The organism is Candidatus Brevundimonas phytovorans (assembly GCA_029203145.1).
GTDB lineage: Bacteria > Pseudomonadota > Alphaproteobacteria > Caulobacterales > Caulobacteraceae > Brevundimonas > Brevundimonas phytovorans.
In genome coordinates this window covers 2,936,432-2,956,801 of the sequence record CP119309.1, presented here as the reverse complement: position 1 = coordinate 2,956,801, position 20,370 = coordinate 2,936,432, and the positions used below count along the sequence as shown (strand labels likewise).

Genomic DNA, 20,370 nt, shown 5'->3' with positions numbered 1-20,370 from the left:
CCCAAGGGGAAAAGCTCGGCCGCGCGCGGCCGTCGCATGGCTGAAAAGTCGCGTCCGCGTCGCGAGGCCCAGCCCGAGATCGTCACCGATGACCCCCACGCCGACATCGGCGTCGAGGCCCGTCTGGTCGCCGGCATTCTGCTGAACGCGGCGCTGGAGAAGCGCACCGGTCTGGACGAGGCCCTGGGCCAGTCCCCGGCCAAGGACCTGGCCGGTCCCGACCGCGCTTTCGCTCGCGCCGTGGCCATGGCCGCCCTGCGTCGTCTGGGCGAGATCGACCAGATTCTCGACCGTCGCCTGCAGAAGGCGCCGCCCGCCCCCGTGCGCACCATCCTGCGCGTCGCCCTGGCCCAGACCCTGGTGCTGGGCACGCCCGCCTTCGCCGCCGTCTCGACCGCGGTGAAACTGGCCGAGCGCGACGCCAAGACCCGCCCCTACAAGAACCTCGTCAACGCCGTCCTGCGCGGCGTCGACCGCGACGGTCCCGGCTTGACGACCGCTGAATCCAACCTGCCCGACTGGCTGGCCGCCCGCTGGAAGGCCACCTATGGCGAGGCCAATCTGATCGGCCTGGCCCTGGCCACCCGCGACGAGCCCGCCACCGACCTCAGCGCCAAGCCCGGCGTCGATCTGGAGGTCCTGGCTCAGGACGTCGAGGGCGAGGTCCTGCCCGGCGGTACGGTCCGCACCGGCAAGCGCGGCGACGTGGCCGGCTGGCCCGGCTTCGAGGCCGGCGACTGGTGGGTCCAGGACGCCGCCGCCGCCGTCCCTGCCCGCCTGCTGGCCGCCAAGGCCGGGGAGACGGTGCTGGACATGTGCGCCGCGCCCGGCGGCAAGACCCTGCAACTGGCCGCGGCCGGCGCCGAGGTCACGGCCCTGGACCGTTCGCCCGCCCGCTTGAAGCGTCTGAAACAGAATTTCGACCGCACCGGCCTGCCGGTCGAGGTGGTCGCCGTCCCCGCCGAGGACTGGGAGGACACGCGCACCTTCGACGCCGTCCTGCTGGACGCGCCCTGCACCGCCACCGGCACCTATCGCCGCAACCCGGAAGTGCTGCGCGCCACCCGCCCCGCCGAGGTCGCCAAGCTGGCCGATGTGCAGCACCGCCTGCTGGATGTGGCCGCCGAGAAGGTGAAGCCCGGCGGCCGTCTGGTCTATTGCGTCTGCTCGCTGGAACGCGAAGAGGGCGAGACCCAGATTATCGCCTTCCTGCGCCGCAACCCGGCCTTCCGCACCGTCGCCGCCGTCCCGTCCGAGATCGGCGCCCCTGCCGAAGCCCTGACCCCCGAAGGCTGGCTGCGCATCCTGCCCTCGCAATGGGCCGAGCGCGGCGGCGTGGACGGCTTCTTCGTCGCCCGGCTGGAGCGAATCGCGGACTAGCGCAGGAGATGAAGCAGGGGCTTGGCGTGGTGCAGGTTGCGCACGAACAGCGCCGTCACCGCCACCGCCATGGCGAGCCCCGGCGACAGGATGAGCCACCGCCGAAAGCGGTGCGCCCACCACAGCAGTTCCCCTAGTGCGCTAACAACCATTTTGACGTCCCTCGGTGGGTAGTCTTGCGCGACAATCTGTCCCATGTCGAGACACCGGCAGAGACAATCTGTCGGACGCGGTAGAACGCCGCATGACCTGTGCCGGCCCTGTTCGGAATTTCGGCGTTCGGGCGCGAACGCGCCGGCCGCCTCAGTCGTCCTCATCCTCGATGTCGTGGATCTGGTCATCGTCCAGGCCCAGGTGATGGCCGATCTCGTGGATCAAGACGTGGGCTATGATCTCGGCCAGACCCACGTCGCCGCGCTCGCACCACTCATCCAGGATGGGGCGGCGATAGAGGAAGATGCGCGACGGCTCGGCCGCCGGCCCCATGGCGTCGCGCTCGCCGATATGGACTCCGTGATAGAGGCCTGACAGTTCGAACGGGTCCTCGATCTCCAGACTGTCCAGAGTCTCCTCGTCGGCGAAGTCGTCGATACGGATGACCACGTCGCCGGCGGCTTGCCGGAACATCTCGGGCAGGGCGGCGAAAGCGGCTTCGGCCAGGCGGGCGAAGTCGTCGAGCGAGGGCGCGGACTGATCGTTCCACGCCGGGTTCGGGGTCTGGGTCATGGGTCGGATATCGCCCGCGAGGGCCCGCGCCGCAATCGGCCGTCTCGCCGCATCGCAATTCGCGCAATCAGGGTATGGTAAACGCGAATCGGTCTTCGCCTTCGGGTCTTGGCCGTGTGATCGACGACTTTTCCGGGGACAGGATGGCCGAGGCCGACATCGCCTATGTGGCCACTGCGGGCGCAGCGGGTCTGGCGCTGGCGATCAGCGCCTGGGCCTGGCGGCTGCGCAAGCGTCTGGGCGCGCGCGAGGCCGAGGTCGAGGCCTGGCTGTCGGGCGAACGCGCCCACGCCGCCGCCTGCGAAGGCGCCCTCAACGTCTTCGACGACGTGCGTCTGGCCCTGACGCCTGAAGGTCACGCCCAATGGGTGTTCGGCGCGCCGGAGGCCCTGGCGGTGCTCGCCCCCGGTCGTGAAGGGGCAGCGGCGGCCGAGGCCATCGTGACGGCGCTTCACGAAACCCACACCGGCCACATGGACGGGCTGGTCCAGCGCGGCGAGCCGTTCGAGACCCTGCTGGAATCCGCCGACGGCGCCTGGGCGGTCGAGGGCCGGGCGCTCGGCGGTTCGGCCTGGCTGCGCCTGTCGAAACTGGGGGGCGCGGAAACCGCCGCCGACGCCGGCCTGGGCGCCCTGGCCGAGGCCTCGCCGGCCCCGACCTGGGTGGTCGACGGCGCCGGGCAGCTGATCTGGGCCAACAAGGCCTGGCTGACGGAGGTTCGCGCCGAGACCCTGGCCGAAGCCCATGAGCAGTGCCTCAGCTTCGATCGCGGCGCCGACCTGATCGTGGCCGAGGCTTCGCGCCTGAACGCGCGTCAGGACGGCTTCCGCTGGGTGTCGTCGGACGGTCGCCGCCGCGCCTGGCGCATCCTGGCCGAGCCTCTGGCGGGCGGGCGCGGCGCCGTCATCGCCTTCGCCATCGACATGACCGAGGCCGAGGAGACGCGCGACACCCTGCGCCGTCACGTCGAGGCCCATGATGAGACCCTGAACCATCTGGCCGACGCCGTGGCCATCTTCGGCCCGGCCAAGCGGCTGGCCTTCCACAACACCGCCTTCCAGCAGCTGTTCAACATCGACCCGGCCTGGCTGGACGAGCGCCCGACCCACGCCGAGCTTCTGGATCGCCTGCGCCAGAAGCGCCAGTTGCCTGAGGTCATCGACTACGCCGGTTGGAAGGCCAGCGAGCTGGAATTCTACGGCGCCGCCGAGGCCTCGCCGGACGACAGCTGGTCCCTGCCCGATGGGCGGACCCTGCGCGTGGTGCGTCAGCCGCACCCGCTGGGCGGCATCCTGCTGATCTTCTCGGACATCACCGACGAGCTGCAGCTGCGCAGCCGCTACAACGCCCAGATCCAGGTCCAGACGGCGACGCTGGACAAGCTGAACGACGCTGTGGCCGTCTTCGGCTCGGACGGCCGCCTGCGGCTCAACAACGACGCCTTCGAAAGCTTCTGGGGCGTGACGGCGGACCAGTTGGCCGAGGCTGGAGACTTCGACGCCGTGGCCGCCTTGTGCCGCCCGGTGCTGGACGACGCCGCCCTGTGGCTGGGCCTGAAGGCGCGGGTCGCCGATCCCGATCCGGAAAGCCGTGTGCCCATCTCGGGCGAAGGCCGCACCGACGACGACCGCGTCGTGTCCTGGCAGACCCGGCCCCTGCCCGACGGCGCCACCCTGGTCGCCTTCTCCGACGTCACCGCCCGGCGCGAGCTGGAACAGGCCCTGGCGGCCAAGGAAGCCGCCCTGGCCGAGAGCCAGGCGCTGAAGCGCGAGTTCGTCGGCAGCGTCTCCTATGAGCTGCGCACGCCCTTGACCACCATCGTCGGCTATTCCGAACTGCTGGAGGCCATGGGCGACCTGCCCGAGCGCAGCCGCCAGCACGCCGGGGCCATCCGCGTCGCCGCCAGCCACCTGGCCCGCTCGATCGACGACGTGCTCGATATGGCCCAGATCGACGCGGGCGAGATGGAGCTGACGCTGGGCGACATGCGGGTCTGCGACCTGCTGGAGGCCTGCGCTGAAAAGGTGCGCGGCAAGGTCGAGGGCCGCGGCGCTGTCCTGACCGTCGCCTGCCCGCCGCGGCTGAAGCCGGTCCGCGCCGACGTCCGCCGCATCGCCCAGGCCGTCGATCACCTGCTGGAAAACGCCTGTCGCGCCGTGTCCGAGGGCGGGGCCGTGACCCTGACCGCCGAGGTCGGCGCGGGCGAGGTGCGCATTCGCGTCGAGGACACCGGGCGAGGCATCCCCTATCATCTGCAGGCCCACGTCTTCGACCGCTTCGTGCGGCGCGAGCGCGGCGGGCCGGGCGTGGCCCTGGCCCTGGTCAAGGCCCTGGTCGAGCTGCACGGCGGCTGGGCAGAGGTCCAGTCCGAGCCGGGCAAGGGCGCGGCCTTCATCCTGCACCTGCCGGTCGAGGCCACGGCGCCGACGGCGGCTCCGGAACTGCTGCTGGGCTGATCTTTGCGCCCATCTCGTGCTAGAGGGCTTGTCCAAGCCCCTCAGGACGTCCCCATGGCCGACACGACCCGCCCCCTGCTCAAGACCGCCATCATCTATGATTTCGACGGCACCCTGGCGCGGGGCAATATGCAGGAGGTCAGCTTCATCCCTTCGATTGGGATGACGCCGTCCCAGTTCTGGAACGAGACCGTCCGTCCCCGGACCATCGCCTCCGACGGCGACGGCATCCTGATGTATATGCAGATGATGCTGCAGACGGCCCGCGAGCAGGGCGCGCCGGTGACGCGCCAGACGCTGCGGGATCACGGCCGCGACGTGGCCCTGTTCGAAGGTCTGCGGGATCGCAGCTGGTTCGACCGCATGAACGAGTTCGGCGCCCAGTACGGCCTGGAGATCGAGCACTACATCATCTCTGCGGGCCTGGAAGAGATGATCCAGGGCTGCCCCATCGCCGAGGCCTTCACCCACGTCTTCGCCTCGAAGTACGCCTATGACGAAAACGAGGTCGCCGTCTGGCCGGCCGTCGGCGTCAACTACACCACCAAGACCCAGTACCTGTTCCGCATCAACAAGGGCGTGCACAACCACTGGGACGACGAGCGCATCAACCGCTTCATCCCGGACGAGGAACGTCCCATCCCGTTTGACCGGATGATCTTCCTCGGCGACGGCGACACCGACGTCCCGACCATGAAGATGATGCACACCAAGGGCGGCTTCTCCATCGCCGTCTATGACCCCGACAACACCCCGCGCGACCACAACAAGATCCACCGCCTGATCTCGGAAGACCGCGTCAACTTCGTCGCCGAGGGCGACTATCGCGAGGGCACCCCCGTCGACCTGATCGTCAAGGGCCTGATCGGCCGCATCGCGGTCAACTACGGCCGCATGCCGGCGGACTGATGCGCTCAAGCAGCCGAAGGCGTTAGCGCCCAAAGAGCCCTTCTCCCCTTGAGGGAGAAGGTGGCCCGTCAGGGCCGGATGAGGGGTGTCGGCTCGACGTCATGTCGCGACCCGCCGACGCCGAACTTTCAGATCGAGGCGCTCACACCCCTCATCCGTCAGGCTCCGCCTGCCACCTTCTCCCTCTAGGGGAGAAGGGACGCCGATCTCTATCCAGAGTAAACGTCGCGTCCGCCCGAACCCCGCCCGCCAGCATGGAGCGGGTGATGCGCTCGAAATGCTGAATGAAGAGCGCCAGTTCGGCGCGGCGCGCGGGCGGCAGATCGACCGGCGCCAAGCCCAGCAGCCCCACCTCCTGCTCGCAGCGCCAGTCCAGCACCACGTCAAACGACGGCGCCCTCAGGAACAGCACAGCGTCAAAACGCGCAAAGACCTCGGCATAGGGTCCTGCCAGTTCGGTGTTGACCGCCCGCCGCCAGACCCCCTGCCCGTCCCGCTCGTGTTCCAGCCCATTGATCGGCGCGGCGAGGTCCGCCTCGGCCTGCGCCGTCGCCCCCAGACACCAGCCGTCCACCAGCACCGCCGTCGGGCGGCCCGCGAACACAGGCCATTGCGTCTCGGGACGGCGATCATCGGAAAGCTTGTCGAAGGCGGGCAGCGGCGTCCGGCTGTCGGGACCGGCGGCGCGTAGCGCTTCTACCCTCCGTTCCAGCAGCCTCAGGTCATGCGTTCCCGGCGGGCCGCGCACGGCGAACAGGGGATGGAGCGCCCTGCCCTTGGCCTCACGCTCGGCCTTCGTCAGATAGACGTCATCCAGCGACAGATGCGCCGCGCCGAACCGCGCGGCGGCGGCGCGCGCCAATGTGGTCTTGCCCGACCCTTGCGCCCCCGCGATCCCGACGAGCGGAACGTGGCCAGGTCCCGCATGGGCGGTGATCAAGGCCCCGACCGCGTCCAGCAGCCGGGTGTCGATCATCTCAGTGCTGGCTTTGCGGCAGGCGCACGATCAGGCCGTCCAGGTCGTCGCTGACGCGGATCTGGCAGGACAGGCGGCTGTTCGGTTCGACGTTCTCGGCGAAGTCGAGCATCGACTCCTCCATGGCCGAAGGACGCCCCGTTTCCGAGGCGAAGTTCTCGTCCACATAGACGTGGCAGGTTGCGCAGGCGCAGGCGCCGCCGCAGTCGGCGTCGATGCCCGGCACATTGTTGCGGATCGCGCCTTCCATGACGCTGAGGCCGTTCTTGACCTCGACCGTGTGCTCGGTCCCGTCGTGCTCGATGTAGGTGATCTTGGCCATGCAGGCGTCTTAGCCCAGGCCGCGCGGGAGGCAAGCCCCGGCGTATCGCGGGCATGAAAAACCCCCGGAGCCTGTCGGCGCCGGGGGCTGTTCGGGTCGGTAAGCCTGAAGCCCTAGGCCGCCGCGCGTTTGCGGCTCGGCGCGACCATCAGCTTCTTGGTCTCGGCGATCGCCTTGGCCGGGTTCAGCCCCTTGGGGCAGACCTGGGCGCAGTTCATGATCGTGTGGCAGCGATACAGCTTGAAGGGGTCCTCGAGGTCGTCGAGGCGCTTCTGGGTCGCGTCATCGCGGCTGTCCGAGATCCAGCGGTAGGACTGCAGCAGGGCCGCCGGGCCGAGGTATTCTTCCTGGTTCCACCAGTAGCTGGGGCAGGAGGTCGAGCAGCAGGCGCACAGGATGCACTCGTACAGACCGTCCAGCTTCTCGCGGTCGGCCGGCGACTGCAGGCGCTCGGCTTCCGGGTCCGGCTCGTCCGACTGCAGGTAGGGCTGGATCGAGTCGTACTGGGCGTAGAAGAGGCTCAGGTCCGTCACCAGGTCCTTGACCACCGGCTGGTGGGGCAGGGGGGCGATGGTGATGTTGTGCGACGAGCACTCGTCCATGCCTTTGGTGCAGGCCAGGGTGTTGCGACCGTCGATGTTCATCGAGCACGAGCCGCAGATGCCTTCACGGCACGAGCGACGGAAGGACAACGTCGGGTCGATCTCGTTCTTGATGTGGATCAGGGCGTCCAGAAGCATGGGGCCGTGATCGTCGGACGAGACCTCGAAGCTGTCCCAGCGCGGATCGGAATCCGTTTCCGGGTCGTAGCGATAGACCTTGTAGGTCTTGACGTTCTTGGCGCCGGCCGGGGCCTTGTGGACCTTGCCGGTCGTGGGCTTGGAGCCGCGCGGGAGAGTGAGCTGAACCATCTGCGGGACTCCCTTAGTAAACCCGAGCCTTGGGCTCGATGTAGGCGACGTCGTCGGTCATCGTGTATTTGTGGACCGGGCGGTAGTCGATCTGGACGCCTTCGCCCGGACGCTTCCAGGCCAGGGTGTGCTTCATCCAGTTGACGTCGTCGCGGTCGGGGAAGTCCTCGCGAGCGTGGGCGCCGCGCGATTCCGTGCGGTTGGCGGCACCTTCGATGGTCACGAGGGCCTGAGCGATCAGGTTGTCGTATTCCAGGGTCTCGATCAGGTCCGTGTTCCAGATCAGGCCGCGGTCCGTGGTCTTGATGTCGGCGCCGGCCGCGTCGATGGCGCGCAGCTTGGCCACGCCTTCGTCCAGGGTCTTGCCGGTGCGGAAGACGGCGGCGTCCGACTGCATGGCGCGCTGCATTTCAAGACGCAGCTTGGCGGTCGGGGTCGAGCCCGAGGCGTTGCGGAAGCGATCCAGACGGGCCAGGTGCTCGTCGGTCTGGGCCTTGGAGGCCGAGGGCACGGCCGAGGCCTTGTCGACGACTTCGCCGCAGCGCAGGCCGACGGCGCGGCCGAACACCACCAGGTCGGTCAGGGAGTTGGAGCCCAGACGGTTGGCGCCGTGCACCGAGACGCAGGCGGCTTCGCCCACGGCCATCAGGCCCGGAACCACGCTGTCGGGGTTGCCGTCGCGCAGCGTCAGCACCTCGCCGTGATAGTTGGTCGGGATGCCGCCCATGTTGTAGTGGACCGTCGGCAGGACCGGGATCGGCTCCTTGGTCACGTCGACGCCGGCGAAGATCTTGGCCGATTCCGAGATGCCCGGCAGGCGCTGATGCAGGATCTTGGGATCCAGGTGGTCCAGGTGCAGGAAGATGTGGTCCTTGTTCGGACCCACGCCGCGCCCTTCACGGATTTCGATGGTCATGGAGCGCGAAACCATGTCGCGCGGGGCCAGGTCCTTCACGGTCGGCGCATAGCGCTCCATGAAGCGCTCGCCTTCCGAGTTGGTCAGATAGCCGCCTTCACCGCGGGCGCCCTCGGTGATCAGGCAGCCGGCGCCATAGATGCCGGTCGGGTGGAACTGCACGAACTCCATGTCCTGCAGCGGCAGGCCGGCGCGCAGCACCATGGCGTTGCCGTCGCCGGTGCAGGTGTGGGCCGAGGTGGCCGAGAAGTAGGCGCGGCCGTAACCGCCGGTCGCCAGCACCACCATCTTGGCGCGGAACTGGTGCATCTGACCATTGTCGAGCTGCAGGGCGGTCACGCCGGTGCAGGCGCCGTCCTGCATGATCAGGTCCAGGGCGAAGTATTCGACGAAGAACTTGACCTCGCGACGGACCGACTGGCCGTACAGGGTGTGCAGGATGGCGTGGCCGGTACGGTCGGCGGCGGCGCAGGTGCGCTGCACCGGGCCTTCGCCGAAGTTGCGGGTCATGCCGCCGAAGGCGCGCTGGTAGATCTTGCCTTCTTCGGTGCGGCTGAAAGGCACGCCCCAGTGTTCCAGCTCGTAAACCGCCTTGGGCGCGTTACGGACCAGGTATTCGATGGCGTCCTGGTCGCCCAGCCAGTCCGACCCCTTGACGGTGTCGTACATGTGCCATTGCCAGCTGTCCTCGCCCATATTGCCCAGCGAGGCCGAGATGCCGCCCTGGGCGGCCACGGTGTGCGAGCGGGTCGGGAAGACCTTGGTGACGCAGGCGACCTTCAGGCCCTGCTGGGCGGCGCCGAGCGCCGCGCGCAGGCCGGAACCGCCCGCGCCGACGACGACGACGTCGTATTCGTGATCGATAAGCTCGTAAGCAGCCATGACGGGATCAGACTCCGGCGGGCAGCGGGGCGGAGCCCATCGCTACACGCACGATGAAGAAGATGCTGGCGGCGGCCAGCACGAGGAAGACGAGGTTCGACAGGTTGATCAGGGTCGTCCGGGTCGAGGGCGCGGGGACGTAGTCCTCGATGATCACCTTCCAGGCCAGGCTGGCGAACAGGAAGAAGACAATGGCGGTCAGACCCAGAAGACCCGCGTTCAGCGTGCTGCCGAACCAGGCGGCGACCGCCTCATAGCCAGCGCCGGCCAGGGTGAAGGCGCTCGACAGGACCCACAGGCCCAGCGGCATCAGGGCCGCCAACGCCAGCTTCTCGATCTTCCATTCGCCGGCGCCGTGGCGCTCGGAGATCTTCACATGGTTCTTGAACTTGGGGGCGGCGCTCACAGCGAAACCTTTCCGGCGGCGAACAGGACGACCCAGAACAGCACGGTCAGGACCAGGGGGCCCCAGACGGCGATGTTGGCCATCAGAGTGGCGGACTTCAGATCAAGGCCCTTGCCGGCGTCGTTGATCAGGTGGCGGGCGCCATTCAGCAGGAAGGAGAACAGGACCAGCGACAGGCCGAACCAGATGAACAGACCGAACGGCGAGGCCGAGCAGGCCAGAACCTTGGCGTAGGCCTCGGGGCCAGCGGCGACCGCTGCGACCCAGGCCAGCAGCAGGACGGCGCCGACGGTGGCCGCGCCGATGGTGACGCGGAACAGGATGGAGGCCGTCATGGTCACGTGCCACCGCCAGACGTCGGTGAAGGGCGACATCGGCGCCACATGGCCATTGGGATGGCGGACGTAGCGGCCAGTCGGGTCGCCCGCACCCTGGGGAAGGTTCGACATGCGAATGATTCTCAAAAAACCTGTGGAAAAACAGGTCCGGTTGCAGTGCGATAGGCTTTAGTGACCGCAAAGGCCGGGTGTCAACGAACCGGGGCGGATAAGCGCCACGGATCGCGATTTCCTGATCAGGCCTCGCGAATCGCTCGCAACAGGCCGGCTTTATCGTCCGCCGACAGAGGCACGGCGCCGGGGCGACCCCAGATCGGATCGGGCCACAGGCCGTCGTCGCGGCGACGCCCGACCACATGGACGTGCAGCTGGCGCGTGACATTGCCGAGGGCCGCCGTGTTCAGCTTGTCGATGGGGCGTCCCGCCGCCTGACCCAGGGCGCGGACCCGTTCGCCGGCCCGCACCACCTCTTCCATCAGAGCGGCGCGCTGCTCTGCGGTCAGGTCATCCAGCTCGACCGCGCCGTCCACGCGGGGCAGCAGGATCATCCAGGGAAAGCGGGCGTCGTCCTGCAGCCGCACCTGACACAGGGGCCAGTCGACGGCGAAGACGGACCCGGCCTCGAAGGCGGGATCAGCTTTGAATTCAGTCATGTCAGATGCTCGTCCTCGAACCAGCGCAGGCGATAGGCGTTCATCGCCGTTGTCGCCAGCCGCGTCGTCAGCCGCCAGTTGACCACGGCCCCCACCGGCGCGCCGATGACCGGGATCAGCTGGGCCAGCTTGGCCAGGTCGATGTAGTCGCGGTACTCCAGCTGGAACTTGCGCCAGTCGAAGTCCTCGATGCGTTCGGGCTGGTGCAGACCCTTGCCCGCCGCCTCCAGCGCGGCCAGGGCTTCGGGCCGATGCCGGGCGCTGGAAAAGGCCATCTGGAAGATGCGCAGCAGGAACAGCCGCTCGCTCAGGCTCTTGCCCGAATGCCCATAAAGGGCGCCGATCTCGGCCAGCAGCTTGATCTTGATGGCCAGCAGGGCCGGAAAATCCGCCGCCGCCAGCAGGAAGCCGCCGGCCCCCGCCACCCCGCCCTCGACGCTGGCCGTGGTGCGGTAGAAATCGACGCGGGTCTGGATCAGCTCTTCGCGCGTGCGAAGGCTGCCGTGCAGCAGGGGCCTGGCCGTGGTCCAGTCGGCGCCGGTCATGATGCCCCGCGTGGTCAACTCGACGCCCGAGGTCACGATCTGGTGCACCCGTTCAGGAATGATCCGGTTGATCCGGTCCTGGGTCGCCCGCGTGGTCATGTCCCACAGGCCGGGCCGACGCAGCTGGCGTTCGCGCCAGACCTCGGCCTCACCGAGGACACGGGCCTCATACTGTCGATCGTCTTCCGCAGCGGTCATCATGCCCCTCTGGATCAAGGTCAGCCTCGCAGGGGCCGACGAATGGCGCAACGCCCGACGCTTGCTCCCGCTCCGCTGCGGGTCTAGACCGCCCGCCATCGAGTACCGTTTCGCACACGCAACATCGACTGGAGAGACCTCTATGGCTCGCGCGAAGATCGCCCTTATCGGCGCCGGAATGATCGGCGGAACCCTGGCCCACGTGGCCGCGCGCGAAGCGCTGGGCGACGTCATCCTGTTCGACATCGCCGAAGGCACGCCGCAAGGCAAAGCCCTCGACATCGCCGAGGCCTCGGCCGTCTTCGGTCAGGACGTGGCCCTGAAGGGCGCCAACGACTACGCCGACATCGCGGGCGCCGACGTCTGCATCGTCACCGCCGGCGTGCCGCGCAAGCCGGGCATGAGCCGCGACGACCTGATCGGCATCAATTTGAAAGTGATGAAGGCCGTCGGCGAGGGCATCAAGGCCCACGCCCCCAACGCCTTCGTCATCTGCATCACCAACCCGCTCGACGCCATGGTCTGGGCCCTGCAGAAGTTCTCGGGCCTGCCCAAGGAGAAGGTCGTCGGCATGGCCGGCGTGCTCGACTCGGCCCGCTTCGCCTACTTCCTGGCTGAAAAGACCGGCGTCTCGGTGCAGGACATCCACGCCTGGACCCTGGGCGGTCACGGCGACGACATGGTGCCGATGGTGCGCCACTCGACCGTGGGCGGCCTGCCGCTGCCGGACGCCGTCGCCGCCGGCTTCCTGAGCCAGGCCGACCTGGACGCCATCGTCGAGCGCACCCGCAAGGGCGGCGGCGAGATCGTGGCCCTGCTGAAGACCGGCTCGGCCTTCTACGCCCCGGCTGAATCCGCCATCGCCATGGCCAAGTCCTACCTGCTGGACCAGAAGCGCGTCCTGCCCTGCGCCGTCTGGCTGTCGGGCGAGTACGGCCTGTCCGACCTCTACGTCGGCGTCCCGGCCCTGATCGGCGCCGCCGGCGTCGAGAAGATCGTCGAGTTCACCACTAACGACGACGAAAAGGCCATGTTCGCCAAGTCGGTGGAATCGGTGAACGGCCTGATCCAGGCCTGCAAGGACATTGAGCCTTCCTTGGCTTAAGGGCGCTACAGCGAGCCGCGCGGCGGCTCGCTGCTTGAGCGCTTAGGCGTCCGAAATACGAAGGGGTCGCGTCGAAAGGCGCGGCCCTTTTTCGTGCGCCATCCTTTGAACCCGCGCATCCCGGCGGACGCCGGGATCCAGTAAGAGCCTCAGATGCATCGGTGGAAACGGGCGCCTTGATCCTGGCTTGGGGCTTGTAGCCAAAGCACTGGATCCCGGCGTCCGCCGGGATGAGCGGGATGGAAGAGGGCCGCCTCAGGCGTGAACCGCCTCCTCCGCCTCGTCGTCATCGCCGCGCTGTTCCAGCCAGGACGCGCTGCGCATCTCGTTCAGGCGCGACACCGTCCGTTCGAACTCGAAGGCGCCGACCCCCTCGGCGTAGAGGGCTTCGGGTTCGGCCTCGGCCAGGACCACCAGCCGGGTCTTGGCCTCGTAGAGGGCGTCGATCAGCGTCACCAGACGCCGGGCCTCATGATGGTTGGCCGGGCTCAAGGTCGGCACGTCCGACAGGAACAGGGTGTGGAAACGCCGGGCGACGGCCAGATAGTCCTGCGGCCCCAGCGGCGCGCCGCACAGCTCGCTGAAACTGGCCCGCGCCATGCCGCCGACCGTGCGCTGGACCCGGACCTGACGGCCCAGCACCGGCAGGGCCGCCGGCTCCTCGGGCTCGCCGCCCTTGAGGTCCGACCACAGGGTCTCGAAGCCGGAACGCGCCGTCTCGTCCAGCGGCGCGAACCAGACCTTGGCCCCGGCCATGCGGTCCAGACGGAAGTCGCGCGCTCCCGCCGTCTCCACCACCTCGCAACGCTCGCGCAGGATGTCGATGAAGGGCAGGAAAAGCTGGCGGTTGATGCCGTTCTTGTAGAGGTCTTCCGGCGCGCGGTTCGAGGTGATGGCCAGCACCACCCGCTTCTCGAACAGGGCGTCGAACAACCGGCCCAGGATCATGGCGTCGGCGATGTCGGTGACTTGAAGTTCGTCAAAGCACAGCAGCCGGGCTTCCGAGGCGATCAGGGCCGCGATCGGCGGGATCGGGTCGTCGCCCTTGCTGGTTCCGAACACGGCCTTGCGGGTGCGGGCGTCGCCCTCGCGCCACTGCTTCACCAGGTCGTGGATGCGGGCCATGAAGGCGTGGAAGTGGGCGCGGACCTTCTTCTGCTCGGGCGTGGCTGAATAGAAGAGGTCCATCAGCATGGACTTGCCGCGTCCCGGCGGGCCCCAGATGTAGATGCCCTTCACCTCGGGCGGGCGGCCGAACAGGCCCTTCTTCGCCAGATCCGCCTCCAGCCGCTCCAGCGCGGCCAGCAGCTCCAGCTGTTTCGGATCAGGGGCGATGACGCCCTCTTCGACACGGATGTCGTAGGCGTTGCGGATACGGGAGGTCATGGCCAGCGGCATAGCCCCACAGGGCGGATCAGGGAAGGCGAGGGCGCTTCATGCCCTCTCTCAGCAGGATTTTGGTGAAAACTGGTTGCTTCGCGCTTGCGAAAGACCCAAATGCAGAACCGCTTTTCTCCCCAGCGCCCCTACAAGGATTATCTAATCATGGGCTATCGCGTCGCCGTCGTTGGCGCCACCGGCAATGTCGGTCGCGAAATGATGAACATCATCGAGGAACTGAACTTCCCCGTCGACAAGATGCACGCGATCGCCTCACGAAAATCCAAGGGCGTGGAGGTCTCCTTCGGCGACAAGACGCTGAAGTGCGAAGATCTTGAGCAGTTCGACTTCTCGACCGTCGACCTCGTCCTGATGAGCGCCGGCGGCAAGGTGTCCAAGGAATGGTCGGAAAAGATCGGCCAGGCCGGTCCCATCGTCATCGACAACTCCTCGGCCTTCCGCATGGACCCCGACGTGCCGCTGATCGTGCCGGAGGTGAACCCCGACGCGGTCAAGCTGGCGCGCAAGAAGAACATCATCGCCAACCCCAACTGCTCGACGGCCCAACTGGTCGTGGCGCTCAAGCCCCTGCATGACGCGGCCAAGGCCAAGCGCGTGGTGGTCTCGACCTATCAATCCGTGTCGGGCGCCGGCAAGGAAGGCATGGACGAGCTGTGGAACCAGACCAAGGCCATCTACGGCCTGGGCGACGCCACGCCGAAGAAGTTCCCCAAGCAGATCGCCTTCAACGTCATCCCCTACATCGGCTCGTTCCGCGACGACGGCTACACCGACGAGGAAGCCAAGATGTGGGACGAGACGCACAAGATGATCGATCCTTCGATCAAGCTGACCGTGACCTGCGTCCGCGTGCCGGTCTTCGTCGGCCATTCGGAGGCCGTGACGGTCGAGTTTGATCGCCCGATCGAGCCGGACGAGGCCCGCGAAATCCTGCGCGAGGCGCCCGGCGTCCTGGTCATCGATAAGCTGGAGCACGACGGCTACATCACCCCCGTCGACGCCGCCGGCGAGCACGCCGTCTATGTCAGCCGCATCCGCAAGGACCCGACCGTCGAGAACGGCCTCAGCTTCTGGGTCGTGTCCGACAACCTGCGCAAGGGTGCGGCCCTGAACGCCGTCCAGATCGCCCAGCTTCTGGACGAGACCGGCGTCATCACCCCGTCCAGCGGCTATCGCAGCCTGACTGTCTAAGTGAAGGGGGCCTAGCGCCCCGCGCGCGTCGCGGGGCGCTAGGCCCCTTCTATCCTCTCCAAGCCTCCGCAGCGTCTCTGGCGCGGCGGAGGCCGAAAGGTCCGCCCAGTGACCGCGTCCCCCTCCCCGAACTCGTCCGAAGCCCGCACCGCCCTGGCGGCCGGGACGCTCTGCTATCTGCTCTGGGGTTTCATCCCCCTGGTCTTTCAGCAGATGGCGCATCAGGGCGCCGACGCCTGGGAGATCATGGGCCACCGCGCGGTCTGGGGCGTGCTGTGGTCGCTGCTGCTGGTGCTGATCGCGCGTCAGTGGCGCCAGGTCGTCGCTGTCTTCCACCAGCCGAAAGTGCTGGGCTGGCTGGCCCTGTCGGCGGTGCTGATCGCCACCAACTGGACCACCTATGTCATCGCCGTGAACAACGGCCGGACCCTGGACGCCTCGCTCGGCTATTACCTCAACCCCCTGCTCAACATGGCCGCCGGGGCCTGGCTGTTCCGGGAACGGATCGACCGCTTCGGCGCCGCCGCCATCGTCCTGGCCGCCGTGGGCGTGGTGCTTCAGGCCGTGGCCCTCGGCCACGCCCCCTGGGTGTCCCTGCTGCTGGCCTTCAGCTTCGCCGGCTACGGCATCATCCGAAAGCGGGTCTCGGTCGACGCCCAGACGGGCCTCTTCATGGAATGCCTGCTGCTGGCCGCGCCGGGTCTGGCCTGGGTCATCTTCATCGAGACGACCGGACAGGGCCATTTCACCGCCTCGCCCGCCGCGACCCTGTGGCTGCTGTTCGCCGGTCCGGCCACGGTCATCCCGCTCGCCCTCTTCGCCTGGGCGGCTCGGCGCATGCCCCTGTCCAGCATGGGCTTCCTGCAATTCCTGGCCCCGACCATCGTCTTCTTCATCGGCATGATCCAGGGCGAGGCGCTCGGGGCCCTGCGCATCGCCTCCTTCGCCTTCATCTGGCTGGGCGCGGGCGTCTTCGCCGTCGGGGCCGTGCTCAAGGTGCGCCGCGCCAGCCGCACCGCCGAGACCATCGTCGCGCCGGAGCCCGGCCTGCTCGACGATCCCGCCGAGGACCGGATGGCCGCCATGGACGACGAAGCGCCTCGCCAGAACCTGCGTTGAGGTTCGGCGCCGTTCCAGCCTAGAAGGGATGATGATCCGCGCCCGCTCTCTCGTCGCCCTCGCCATCTCCGTCGCCCTGGCGACCGGCTCGTCCGCCTGCGCCCAGAGCGTGGGCGGCGATGAAGTCATCCGCACCGCGCGGACGGAGGCGCCCGTCGCTGCGACCCCGCCGGTCGTCGTGCCGACCACGGCCGAGACCTTCGACGCCGTCAGCAACACCCTCGACGCCGCCGCCGAGGCCTGGTCGTCGGGCGACGTGGACGCGGTCATGGCCACCTATGTCGCCGACGAGCCCCTGCTGGTCTTCCTCGGCGACACGCCGTTGAAGGGACCGGACGCCGTCCGCGCCGCGCTGACCGCCCGCGCCGCACAGCCCGGCGGCCTCGGCCTGATGACCTATGAATGGTTCGAGACCCTGCAGTTCGACGTCAACACCACGGTGGTCTCGGGCCGGGTCGTCCTGCGCCGCGACGGCAAGACCGCGCGCGGCCTCTTCACCCGCGTCCTGCGTCGCACCGAAGACGGCTGGCGCATCGTCCACGACCAGCTCGCCTGGGGCCCCGACGCCTGAGACTGTCGCATGGACCTTGCGCATGGCGTGAGGCGCTGACGCCAGTATTTCGTTGCGATTGGCCGCGTCGCGATGATGGATGCCCGCCCAGGTCAGGAACGACGTCATAGTCGCCCTCTGATCTTTCTCACCGTCCGTTCGACATCAAGCCTCCCTCTCCCGCTGGGAGAGGGCTTGAGCCTCGGAGAGCCGCAGGCGATCCGCCAGGCGAAAGGGTGAGGGTTCAGGCCCTTCCGTCGGCGTAAGCCGCCTCCGCAGCTCCCCCTTCCGTCACCCCGGACGGCCCGCAGGGACGATCCGGGGCCCAGACCTCCGCCCCAATCGCCGGGTCGCGAACTGTCTCGACGCCTGGCTTCCGGGTTCGCTTCGCGCCCCGGAATGACGGCAGGAGAAGCCAGCATCAGGCTCTGCCCATTGCACCCATTGCACTGTTTTTTTCTGCGCACCGTGCAATGCGCCGCCCCCTACAGCGCGGCGTAGAGGGCCTCGACCAGCCGCAGGGCGCGCGGATCACCAATCAGATGCGGCGACTGGCGCGTCATGACATAGGCCGCCGAGACCCGCGCCTCCGGATCGGCCAGGGCCATCGACCCGCCCCAGCCGCAATGGCCCACCGTCTGCGGATTGGGACCGAAGACGTCCAGGCCCTCGTTGCGCATGAAGCCCGCCGCCCAGTTCATCTGATAGGGCACGACCTTGTCGAGGCCGCGAATGCGCTCACGCGTCGCCTGGGCCAGGGTGTCCGCCGACAGCAGGGTCTGCCCGTCCAGCATCCCGCCGGTGGCGATCAGCGACATCATCCGCGCCAGGTCCTTCGCCGTGCCGTGCAGGTTGGCCGAGGGGATTTCCGCCATCCGCCACTCGGTCGAGCCGCGCCCGCCCGGCGCCGAGCCCCGGTCGAGGAAGGCGGCCTTCTTGATGGCGTCGATGGGCCCGAGGTCCGGCGCGGCGGTCGGCTTCCTCATCTGCGCCACCCGCCCATGCTCGCTCTCGGGTAGGCCGATCCACAGGTCCAGATCAAACGGCGCGGCGAAGTCTTCACGCAAGGCCGTGCCCATGCTGCGCCCATCCACAATGCGGAACAGCTCGCCCGCCAGATAGCCGATGGTGATGGGGTGATAGCCTGACGCCGTGCCCGGCTCCCACAGCGGGGCCTGGGCCGCCAGCTTGTCGAGCACGGCCTGACGGTCAAACCAGATGGCCGGCTCGACCCCGTCGGAAAAGCCCGGCAGACCCGACTGGTGGCTCATCAACTGACCGACGGTCAGCCGCTCCTTGCCCGCCGCGCCAAAGGCCGGCCAGTGGTCGCAGACCCGGTCCTCATAGGACAGCAGGCCCTTGTCCACGCAGCGCGCGATCATCAGGGCCATGACCGCCTTGCCGGTCGAGAAGACCGGAGCCAGGGTGTCCTCGGCGAACGGCTTGTTGCCCGCCAGATCGGCCGACCCGGCCCACAGGTCCACCGCCACCTCGCCGTCGATGGTGACGGAAAAGCGCGCCGCCAGCTCGTTCAGCCCCTCGGGCGCGTCGGTGAAGTTGGCGGCGAAGGCGTCCTTCACCGCGTTGAAGCGGGCGGGGCAGAGGCCGTGGATGTCGGGCGCTTGGGTCATGGGGGCGGTCTAGCGCGTCAGGCGGTCCGGGTCACGGCTTGCGCGCCGCCGCCGAGGCGTTGCGCGCCGCCGCGAACTCGTCGCCCGGCTTCCACGCGGGCCAGTCGCGCGAGTTGGCCAGGGCGGCGCCGACTTCATAGAGCAGCTGAACATCGGCGGCGGCGGCGTCCATCTTCCACTCGGGCGTCCATTCGTCCGTGGGCTGATGATAGCGGTTGGCGACATAGTCGCGGCTGGCGGCGTTATGGCCGGTAAAGCCCGCCGCGGCGAACAGGGCCGGCACGCCCTTCCTCGCCAGCGGGAAGTGGTCGGAGCGATAGAAGGCCCCGGCCTGGGGCGCCGGATCGGGGATCAGGCGACGCCCTTCGCGCCCAGCGAAGACGGACAGCCGGTCGTCCAGATCATTCTTGCCCGCGCCGATGACGACGATGTCGGGGTCGATCTCAGTCCCTGGCAGCAGGCTGTCCATATTGATGTTGGCCACCGTGGTCTCCAGCGGCCAGACCGGGTTGGCGGCATAGTATTCGGCCCCCAGCAGGCCGGTCTCCTCGGCGGCCCAGCTGACGAAGACGGTCGAACGTTCGGGGCGCGGCCCCTCGGCGAACAGGCGGGCCAGCTCCAGCACCGCCGCCACGCCCGTCGCATTGTCCACGGCGCCGTTGTAGATGTCGTCGCCTCCCTTGGGCGTGGCGCGGCCATAGGCGTCCCAGTGGGCGCCGAACATGACGGTCTCATCCGGGTGGGTCGCGCCGGGCAGGCGGGCCATGACGTTGCGGGTCTGCACCCGGTCGGCCACCTGGCCGAAGTCGATGGACATGGTCACGCCGTCCAGCGTCACCGGCTGGAAGCCGGGGGTGCGCGCCTGATCCTTCAGCGCCGCGAAGTCGAGCCCGGCGTCCTGGAACAGTTTCTCGGCCACGGCGCCCTGGATCCAGCCCTGGGCTGCGGCGCGCTCCTTGTCCGGGTCGGCGCGGACGATGTCGAACTTGGGCGCCGTCGAGGAGTTCTGCAGCGTGGACCAGGGATAGCCCGCCCCCGCCGTGTCGTGGATGACCAGGACGCCCGCCGCGCCCTGCGCCGCCGCCTCCTGGAACTTGTAGGTCCAGCGGCCATAGAAGGTCATGGCCTGGCCGTCGAACTGGCCCGCCACCGGATGGCCGTCCGGCGCGTTGAAATCAGGGTCGTTGACCAGGACCAGCATGATCTTGCCGCGCAGATCGACGCCCTTGTAGTCGTCCCAGCCGCGTTCCGGCGCATCGACGCCATAGCCGACGAAGACCAGGGGCGCGTCTTTCAGCGTGATATGATCCACCGGGCGGTCGGACGAAACGATGACGTCGGTGGCCCGATTCAGCGCTGTCGTCTGGCCCTTGCTGGACACGCTGATGGTCGCCGGCCCGTCCTGCTTGGTGCGGCTGACCTGGGCCACCTGGACCCATGACCCGTCAGGCCCGCCGGGCTCCAGACCCAGGGCCTGAAACTGCGCCGACAGCCATTCGATGGTCTTGTCTTCACCCGGCGTGACGGGGGCGCGGCCCTCGAATTCGTCGGACGCCAGAACCCGCGTCGCCTCGCTCAACCGAACCGGATCGACGCGCCCAAGCGGGGCGGTCTGGGCCAGGACCGAGGTCGAGGTCATCAGAACGGCCATCAGGCCAAGGGCGGCGGCGGAACGGGACATCGACATGAAGCGCACTCGGTCAGCTAGGGAAGGCCGACACGCTGCCCCCTCGCAGAGCCCCTGTCGACCCCCGC

General features: G+C 68.4%; 20 protein-coding genes. 7 read left to right on the top strand and 13 right to left on the bottom strand.

What is annotated here, in order from left to right:
• The first annotated feature begins 36 nt into the window (after positions 1-36).
• A complete protein-coding gene (locus P0Y52_14480; protein WEK57730.1) occupies positions 37-1,380 on the top strand; it encodes an RsmB/NOP family class I SAM-dependent RNA methyltransferase in 1,344 nt (447 codons plus the stop codon).
• On the opposite strand, the gene P0Y52_14475 is transcribed toward P0Y52_14480, so the two are convergent.
• Both P0Y52_14475 and P0Y52_14470 read right to left on the bottom strand, forming a co-directional pair.
• Positions 1,377-1,532, bottom strand: a complete 156-nt coding sequence (locus tag P0Y52_14475) for a hypothetical protein (GenBank protein WEK57729.1) — start codon at positions 1,530-1,532, stop codon at positions 1,377-1,379. The two genes, P0Y52_14480 and P0Y52_14475, sit on opposite strands and share 4 nt — an antisense overlap.
• Before the next feature lie 151 nt (positions 1,533-1,683).
• The gene (locus P0Y52_14470; GenBank protein WEK57728.1) at positions 1,684-2,106 is read right to left on the bottom strand and encodes a metallopeptidase family protein; all 423 of its coding nucleotides are present in this window, start codon (positions 2,104-2,106) and stop codon (positions 1,684-1,686) included.
• Positions 2,107-2,249: 143 nt separating this feature from the next.
• On the opposite strand from P0Y52_14470, the gene P0Y52_14465 reads away from it, so the two are divergent.
• Together P0Y52_14465 and P0Y52_14460 are read left to right on the top strand one after the other, a co-directional pair.
• A complete protein-coding gene (locus P0Y52_14465) occupies positions 2,250-4,562 on the top strand; it encodes an ATP-binding protein (protein ID WEK57727.1) in 2,313 nt (770 codons plus the stop codon).
• A gap of 54 nt (positions 4,563-4,616) precedes the next feature.
• A complete protein-coding gene (locus P0Y52_14460) occupies positions 4,617-5,471 on the top strand; it encodes an HAD family hydrolase (protein ID WEK57726.1) in 855 nt (284 codons plus the stop codon).
• Between the two features lie 151 nt (positions 5,472-5,622).
• Here the strand turns inward: P0Y52_14460 and P0Y52_14455 are convergent, their stop codons facing one another.
• The 8 genes from P0Y52_14455 to P0Y52_14420 all read right to left on the bottom strand — a co-directional run bounded on the left by P0Y52_14455 (position 5,623) and on the right by P0Y52_14420 (position 11,618).
• Positions 5,623-6,447 (bottom strand): kinase, encoded by an 825-nt coding sequence (locus P0Y52_14455; GenBank protein WEK57725.1) that lies wholly within the window; start codon positions 6,445-6,447, stop codon positions 5,623-5,625.
• Between the two features lies 1 nt (position 6,448).
• Positions 6,449-6,769 carry a 2Fe-2S iron-sulfur cluster-binding protein gene (locus tag P0Y52_14450; GenBank protein ID WEK57724.1) on the bottom strand — a complete coding sequence of 107 codons (321 nt, stop codon included), beginning with the start codon at positions 6,767-6,769 and terminating at the stop codon, positions 6,449-6,451.
• Positions 6,770-6,882: 113 nt separating this feature from the next.
• Positions 6,883-7,680, bottom strand: coding sequence for a succinate dehydrogenase iron-sulfur subunit (locus tag P0Y52_14445; protein ID WEK57723.1), 798 nt, complete (start codon positions 7,678-7,680; stop codon positions 6,883-6,885).
• Between the two features lie 13 nt (positions 7,681-7,693).
• Entirely contained in the window at positions 7,694-9,478 is a 1,785-nt protein-coding gene (gene sdhA, locus P0Y52_14440) for a succinate dehydrogenase flavoprotein subunit (protein WEK57722.1), read from the bottom strand.
• Between the two features lie 7 nt (positions 9,479-9,485).
• Complete coding sequence (locus P0Y52_14435) at positions 9,486-9,884, bottom strand: succinate dehydrogenase (protein WEK57721.1); 399 nt, start codon at positions 9,882-9,884, stop codon at positions 9,486-9,488.
• Positions 9,881-10,258, bottom strand: a complete 378-nt coding sequence (gene sdhC / locus P0Y52_14430; protein ID WEK59505.1) for a succinate dehydrogenase, cytochrome b556 subunit — start codon at positions 10,256-10,258, stop codon at positions 9,881-9,883. The genes P0Y52_14435 and sdhC overlap by 4 nt, the downstream gene beginning before the upstream one ends.
• A gap of 200 nt (positions 10,259-10,458) precedes the next feature.
• Positions 10,459-10,875: an HIT domain-containing protein gene (locus P0Y52_14425; GenBank protein WEK57720.1), complete on the bottom strand. Its 417-nt coding sequence runs from the start codon at positions 10,873-10,875 to the stop codon at positions 10,459-10,461.
• Positions 10,872-11,618, bottom strand: coding sequence for an EcsC family protein (locus tag P0Y52_14420; protein ID WEK57719.1), 747 nt, complete (start codon positions 11,616-11,618; stop codon positions 10,872-10,874). The genes P0Y52_14425 and P0Y52_14420 overlap by 4 nt, the downstream gene beginning before the upstream one ends.
• 142 nt (positions 11,619-11,760) lie before the next feature.
• Between P0Y52_14420 and mdh the strand changes: the two genes are divergently transcribed.
• Positions 11,761-12,723, top strand: coding sequence for a malate dehydrogenase (gene mdh / locus P0Y52_14415; protein WEK57718.1), 963 nt, complete (start codon positions 11,761-11,763; stop codon positions 12,721-12,723).
• A gap of 255 nt (positions 12,724-12,978) precedes the next feature.
• Here mdh and zapE read toward each other — a convergent pair whose 3' ends face one another.
• Positions 12,979-14,109, bottom strand: coding sequence for a cell division protein ZapE (gene zapE / locus P0Y52_14410; GenBank protein WEK57717.1), 1,131 nt, complete (start codon positions 14,107-14,109; stop codon positions 12,979-12,981).
• 159 nt (positions 14,110-14,268) lie between these two features.
• Between zapE and P0Y52_14405 the strand changes: the two genes are divergently transcribed.
• The 3 genes from P0Y52_14405 (at position 14,269) to P0Y52_14395 (ending at position 17,005) form a co-directional block, all read left to right on the top strand.
• Positions 14,269-15,315 carry an aspartate-semialdehyde dehydrogenase gene (locus P0Y52_14405; protein WEK57716.1) on the top strand — a complete coding sequence of 349 codons (1,047 nt, stop codon included), beginning with the start codon at positions 14,269-14,271 and terminating at the stop codon, positions 15,313-15,315.
• 108 nt (positions 15,316-15,423) lie between these two features.
• On the top strand, positions 15,424-16,434 hold the full coding sequence (gene rarD / locus P0Y52_14400; GenBank protein WEK57715.1) for an EamA family transporter RarD: 1,011 nt from the start codon (positions 15,424-15,426) through the stop codon (positions 16,432-16,434).
• 31 nt (positions 16,435-16,465) lie between these two features.
• Positions 16,466-17,005, top strand: coding sequence for a DUF4440 domain-containing protein (locus tag P0Y52_14395; GenBank protein ID WEK57714.1), 540 nt, complete (start codon positions 16,466-16,468; stop codon positions 17,003-17,005).
• Between the two features lie 464 nt (positions 17,006-17,469).
• Here P0Y52_14395 and P0Y52_14390 read toward each other — a convergent pair whose 3' ends face one another.
• Positions 17,470-18,615 (bottom strand): serine hydrolase, encoded by a 1,146-nt coding sequence (locus tag P0Y52_14390; protein WEK57713.1) that lies wholly within the window; start codon positions 18,613-18,615, stop codon positions 17,470-17,472.
• Between the two features lie 31 nt (positions 18,616-18,646).
• A complete protein-coding gene (locus P0Y52_14385; protein WEK57712.1) occupies positions 18,647-20,302 on the bottom strand; it encodes a M28 family metallopeptidase in 1,656 nt (551 codons plus the stop codon).
• Between the last annotated feature and the right edge of the window lie 68 nt (positions 20,303-20,370).

Bases quoted from the DNA above. Each gene is read 5' to 3' on its own strand.
- zapE (WEK57717.1), bottom strand. From the start codon at position 14,109: ATGACCTCCCGTATCCGCAACGCCTACGACATCCGTGTCGAAGAGGGC.
- P0Y52_14395 (WEK57714.1), top strand. From the start codon at position 16,466: ATGATCCGCGCCCGCTCTCTCGTCGCCCTCGCCATCTCCGTCGCCCTG.
- P0Y52_14460 (WEK57726.1), top strand. From the start codon at position 4,617: ATGGCCGACACGACCCGCCCCCTGCTCAAGACCGCCATCATCTATGAT.
- sdhA (WEK57722.1), bottom strand. From the start codon at position 9,478: ATGGCTGCTTACGAGCTTATCGATCACGAATACGACGTCGTCGTCGTC.
- P0Y52_14475 (WEK57729.1), bottom strand. From the start codon at position 1,532: ATGGTTGTTAGCGCACTAGGGGAACTGCTGTGGTGGGCGCACCGCTTT.
- mdh (WEK57718.1), top strand. From the start codon at position 11,761: ATGGCTCGCGCGAAGATCGCCCTTATCGGCGCCGGAATGATCGGCGGA.
- P0Y52_14470 (WEK57728.1), bottom strand. From the start codon at position 2,106: ATGACCCAGACCCCGAACCCGGCGTGGAACGATCAGTCCGCGCCCTCG.
- P0Y52_14455 (WEK57725.1), bottom strand. From the start codon at position 6,447: ATGATCGACACCCGGCTGCTGGACGCGGTCGGGGCCTTGATCACCGCC.
- P0Y52_14405 (WEK57716.1), top strand. From the start codon at position 14,269: ATGGGCTATCGCGTCGCCGTCGTTGGCGCCACCGGCAATGTCGGTCGC.
- P0Y52_14450 (WEK57724.1), bottom strand. From the start codon at position 6,769: ATGGCCAAGATCACCTACATCGAGCACGACGGGACCGAGCACACGGTC.
- P0Y52_14445 (WEK57723.1), bottom strand. From the start codon at position 7,680: ATGGTTCAGCTCACTCTCCCGCGCGGCTCCAAGCCCACGACCGGCAAG.
- P0Y52_14465 (WEK57727.1), top strand. From the start codon at position 2,250: ATGGCCGAGGCCGACATCGCCTATGTGGCCACTGCGGGCGCAGCGGGT.
- P0Y52_14390 (WEK57713.1), bottom strand. From the start codon at position 18,615: ATGACCCAAGCGCCCGACATCCACGGCCTCTGCCCCGCCCGCTTCAAC.
- P0Y52_14385 (WEK57712.1), bottom strand. From the start codon at position 20,302: ATGTCGATGTCCCGTTCCGCCGCCGCCCTTGGCCTGATGGCCGTTCTG.
- P0Y52_14420 (WEK57719.1), bottom strand. From the start codon at position 11,618: ATGACCGCTGCGGAAGACGATCGACAGTATGAGGCCCGTGTCCTCGGT.
- P0Y52_14425 (WEK57720.1), bottom strand. From the start codon at position 10,875: ATGACTGAATTCAAAGCTGATCCCGCCTTCGAGGCCGGGTCCGTCTTC.
- sdhC (WEK59505.1), bottom strand. From the start codon at position 10,258: ATGTCGCCCTTCACCGACGTCTGGCGGTGGCACGTGACCATGACGGCC.
- P0Y52_14480 (WEK57730.1), top strand. From the start codon at position 37: ATGGCTGAAAAGTCGCGTCCGCGTCGCGAGGCCCAGCCCGAGATCGTC.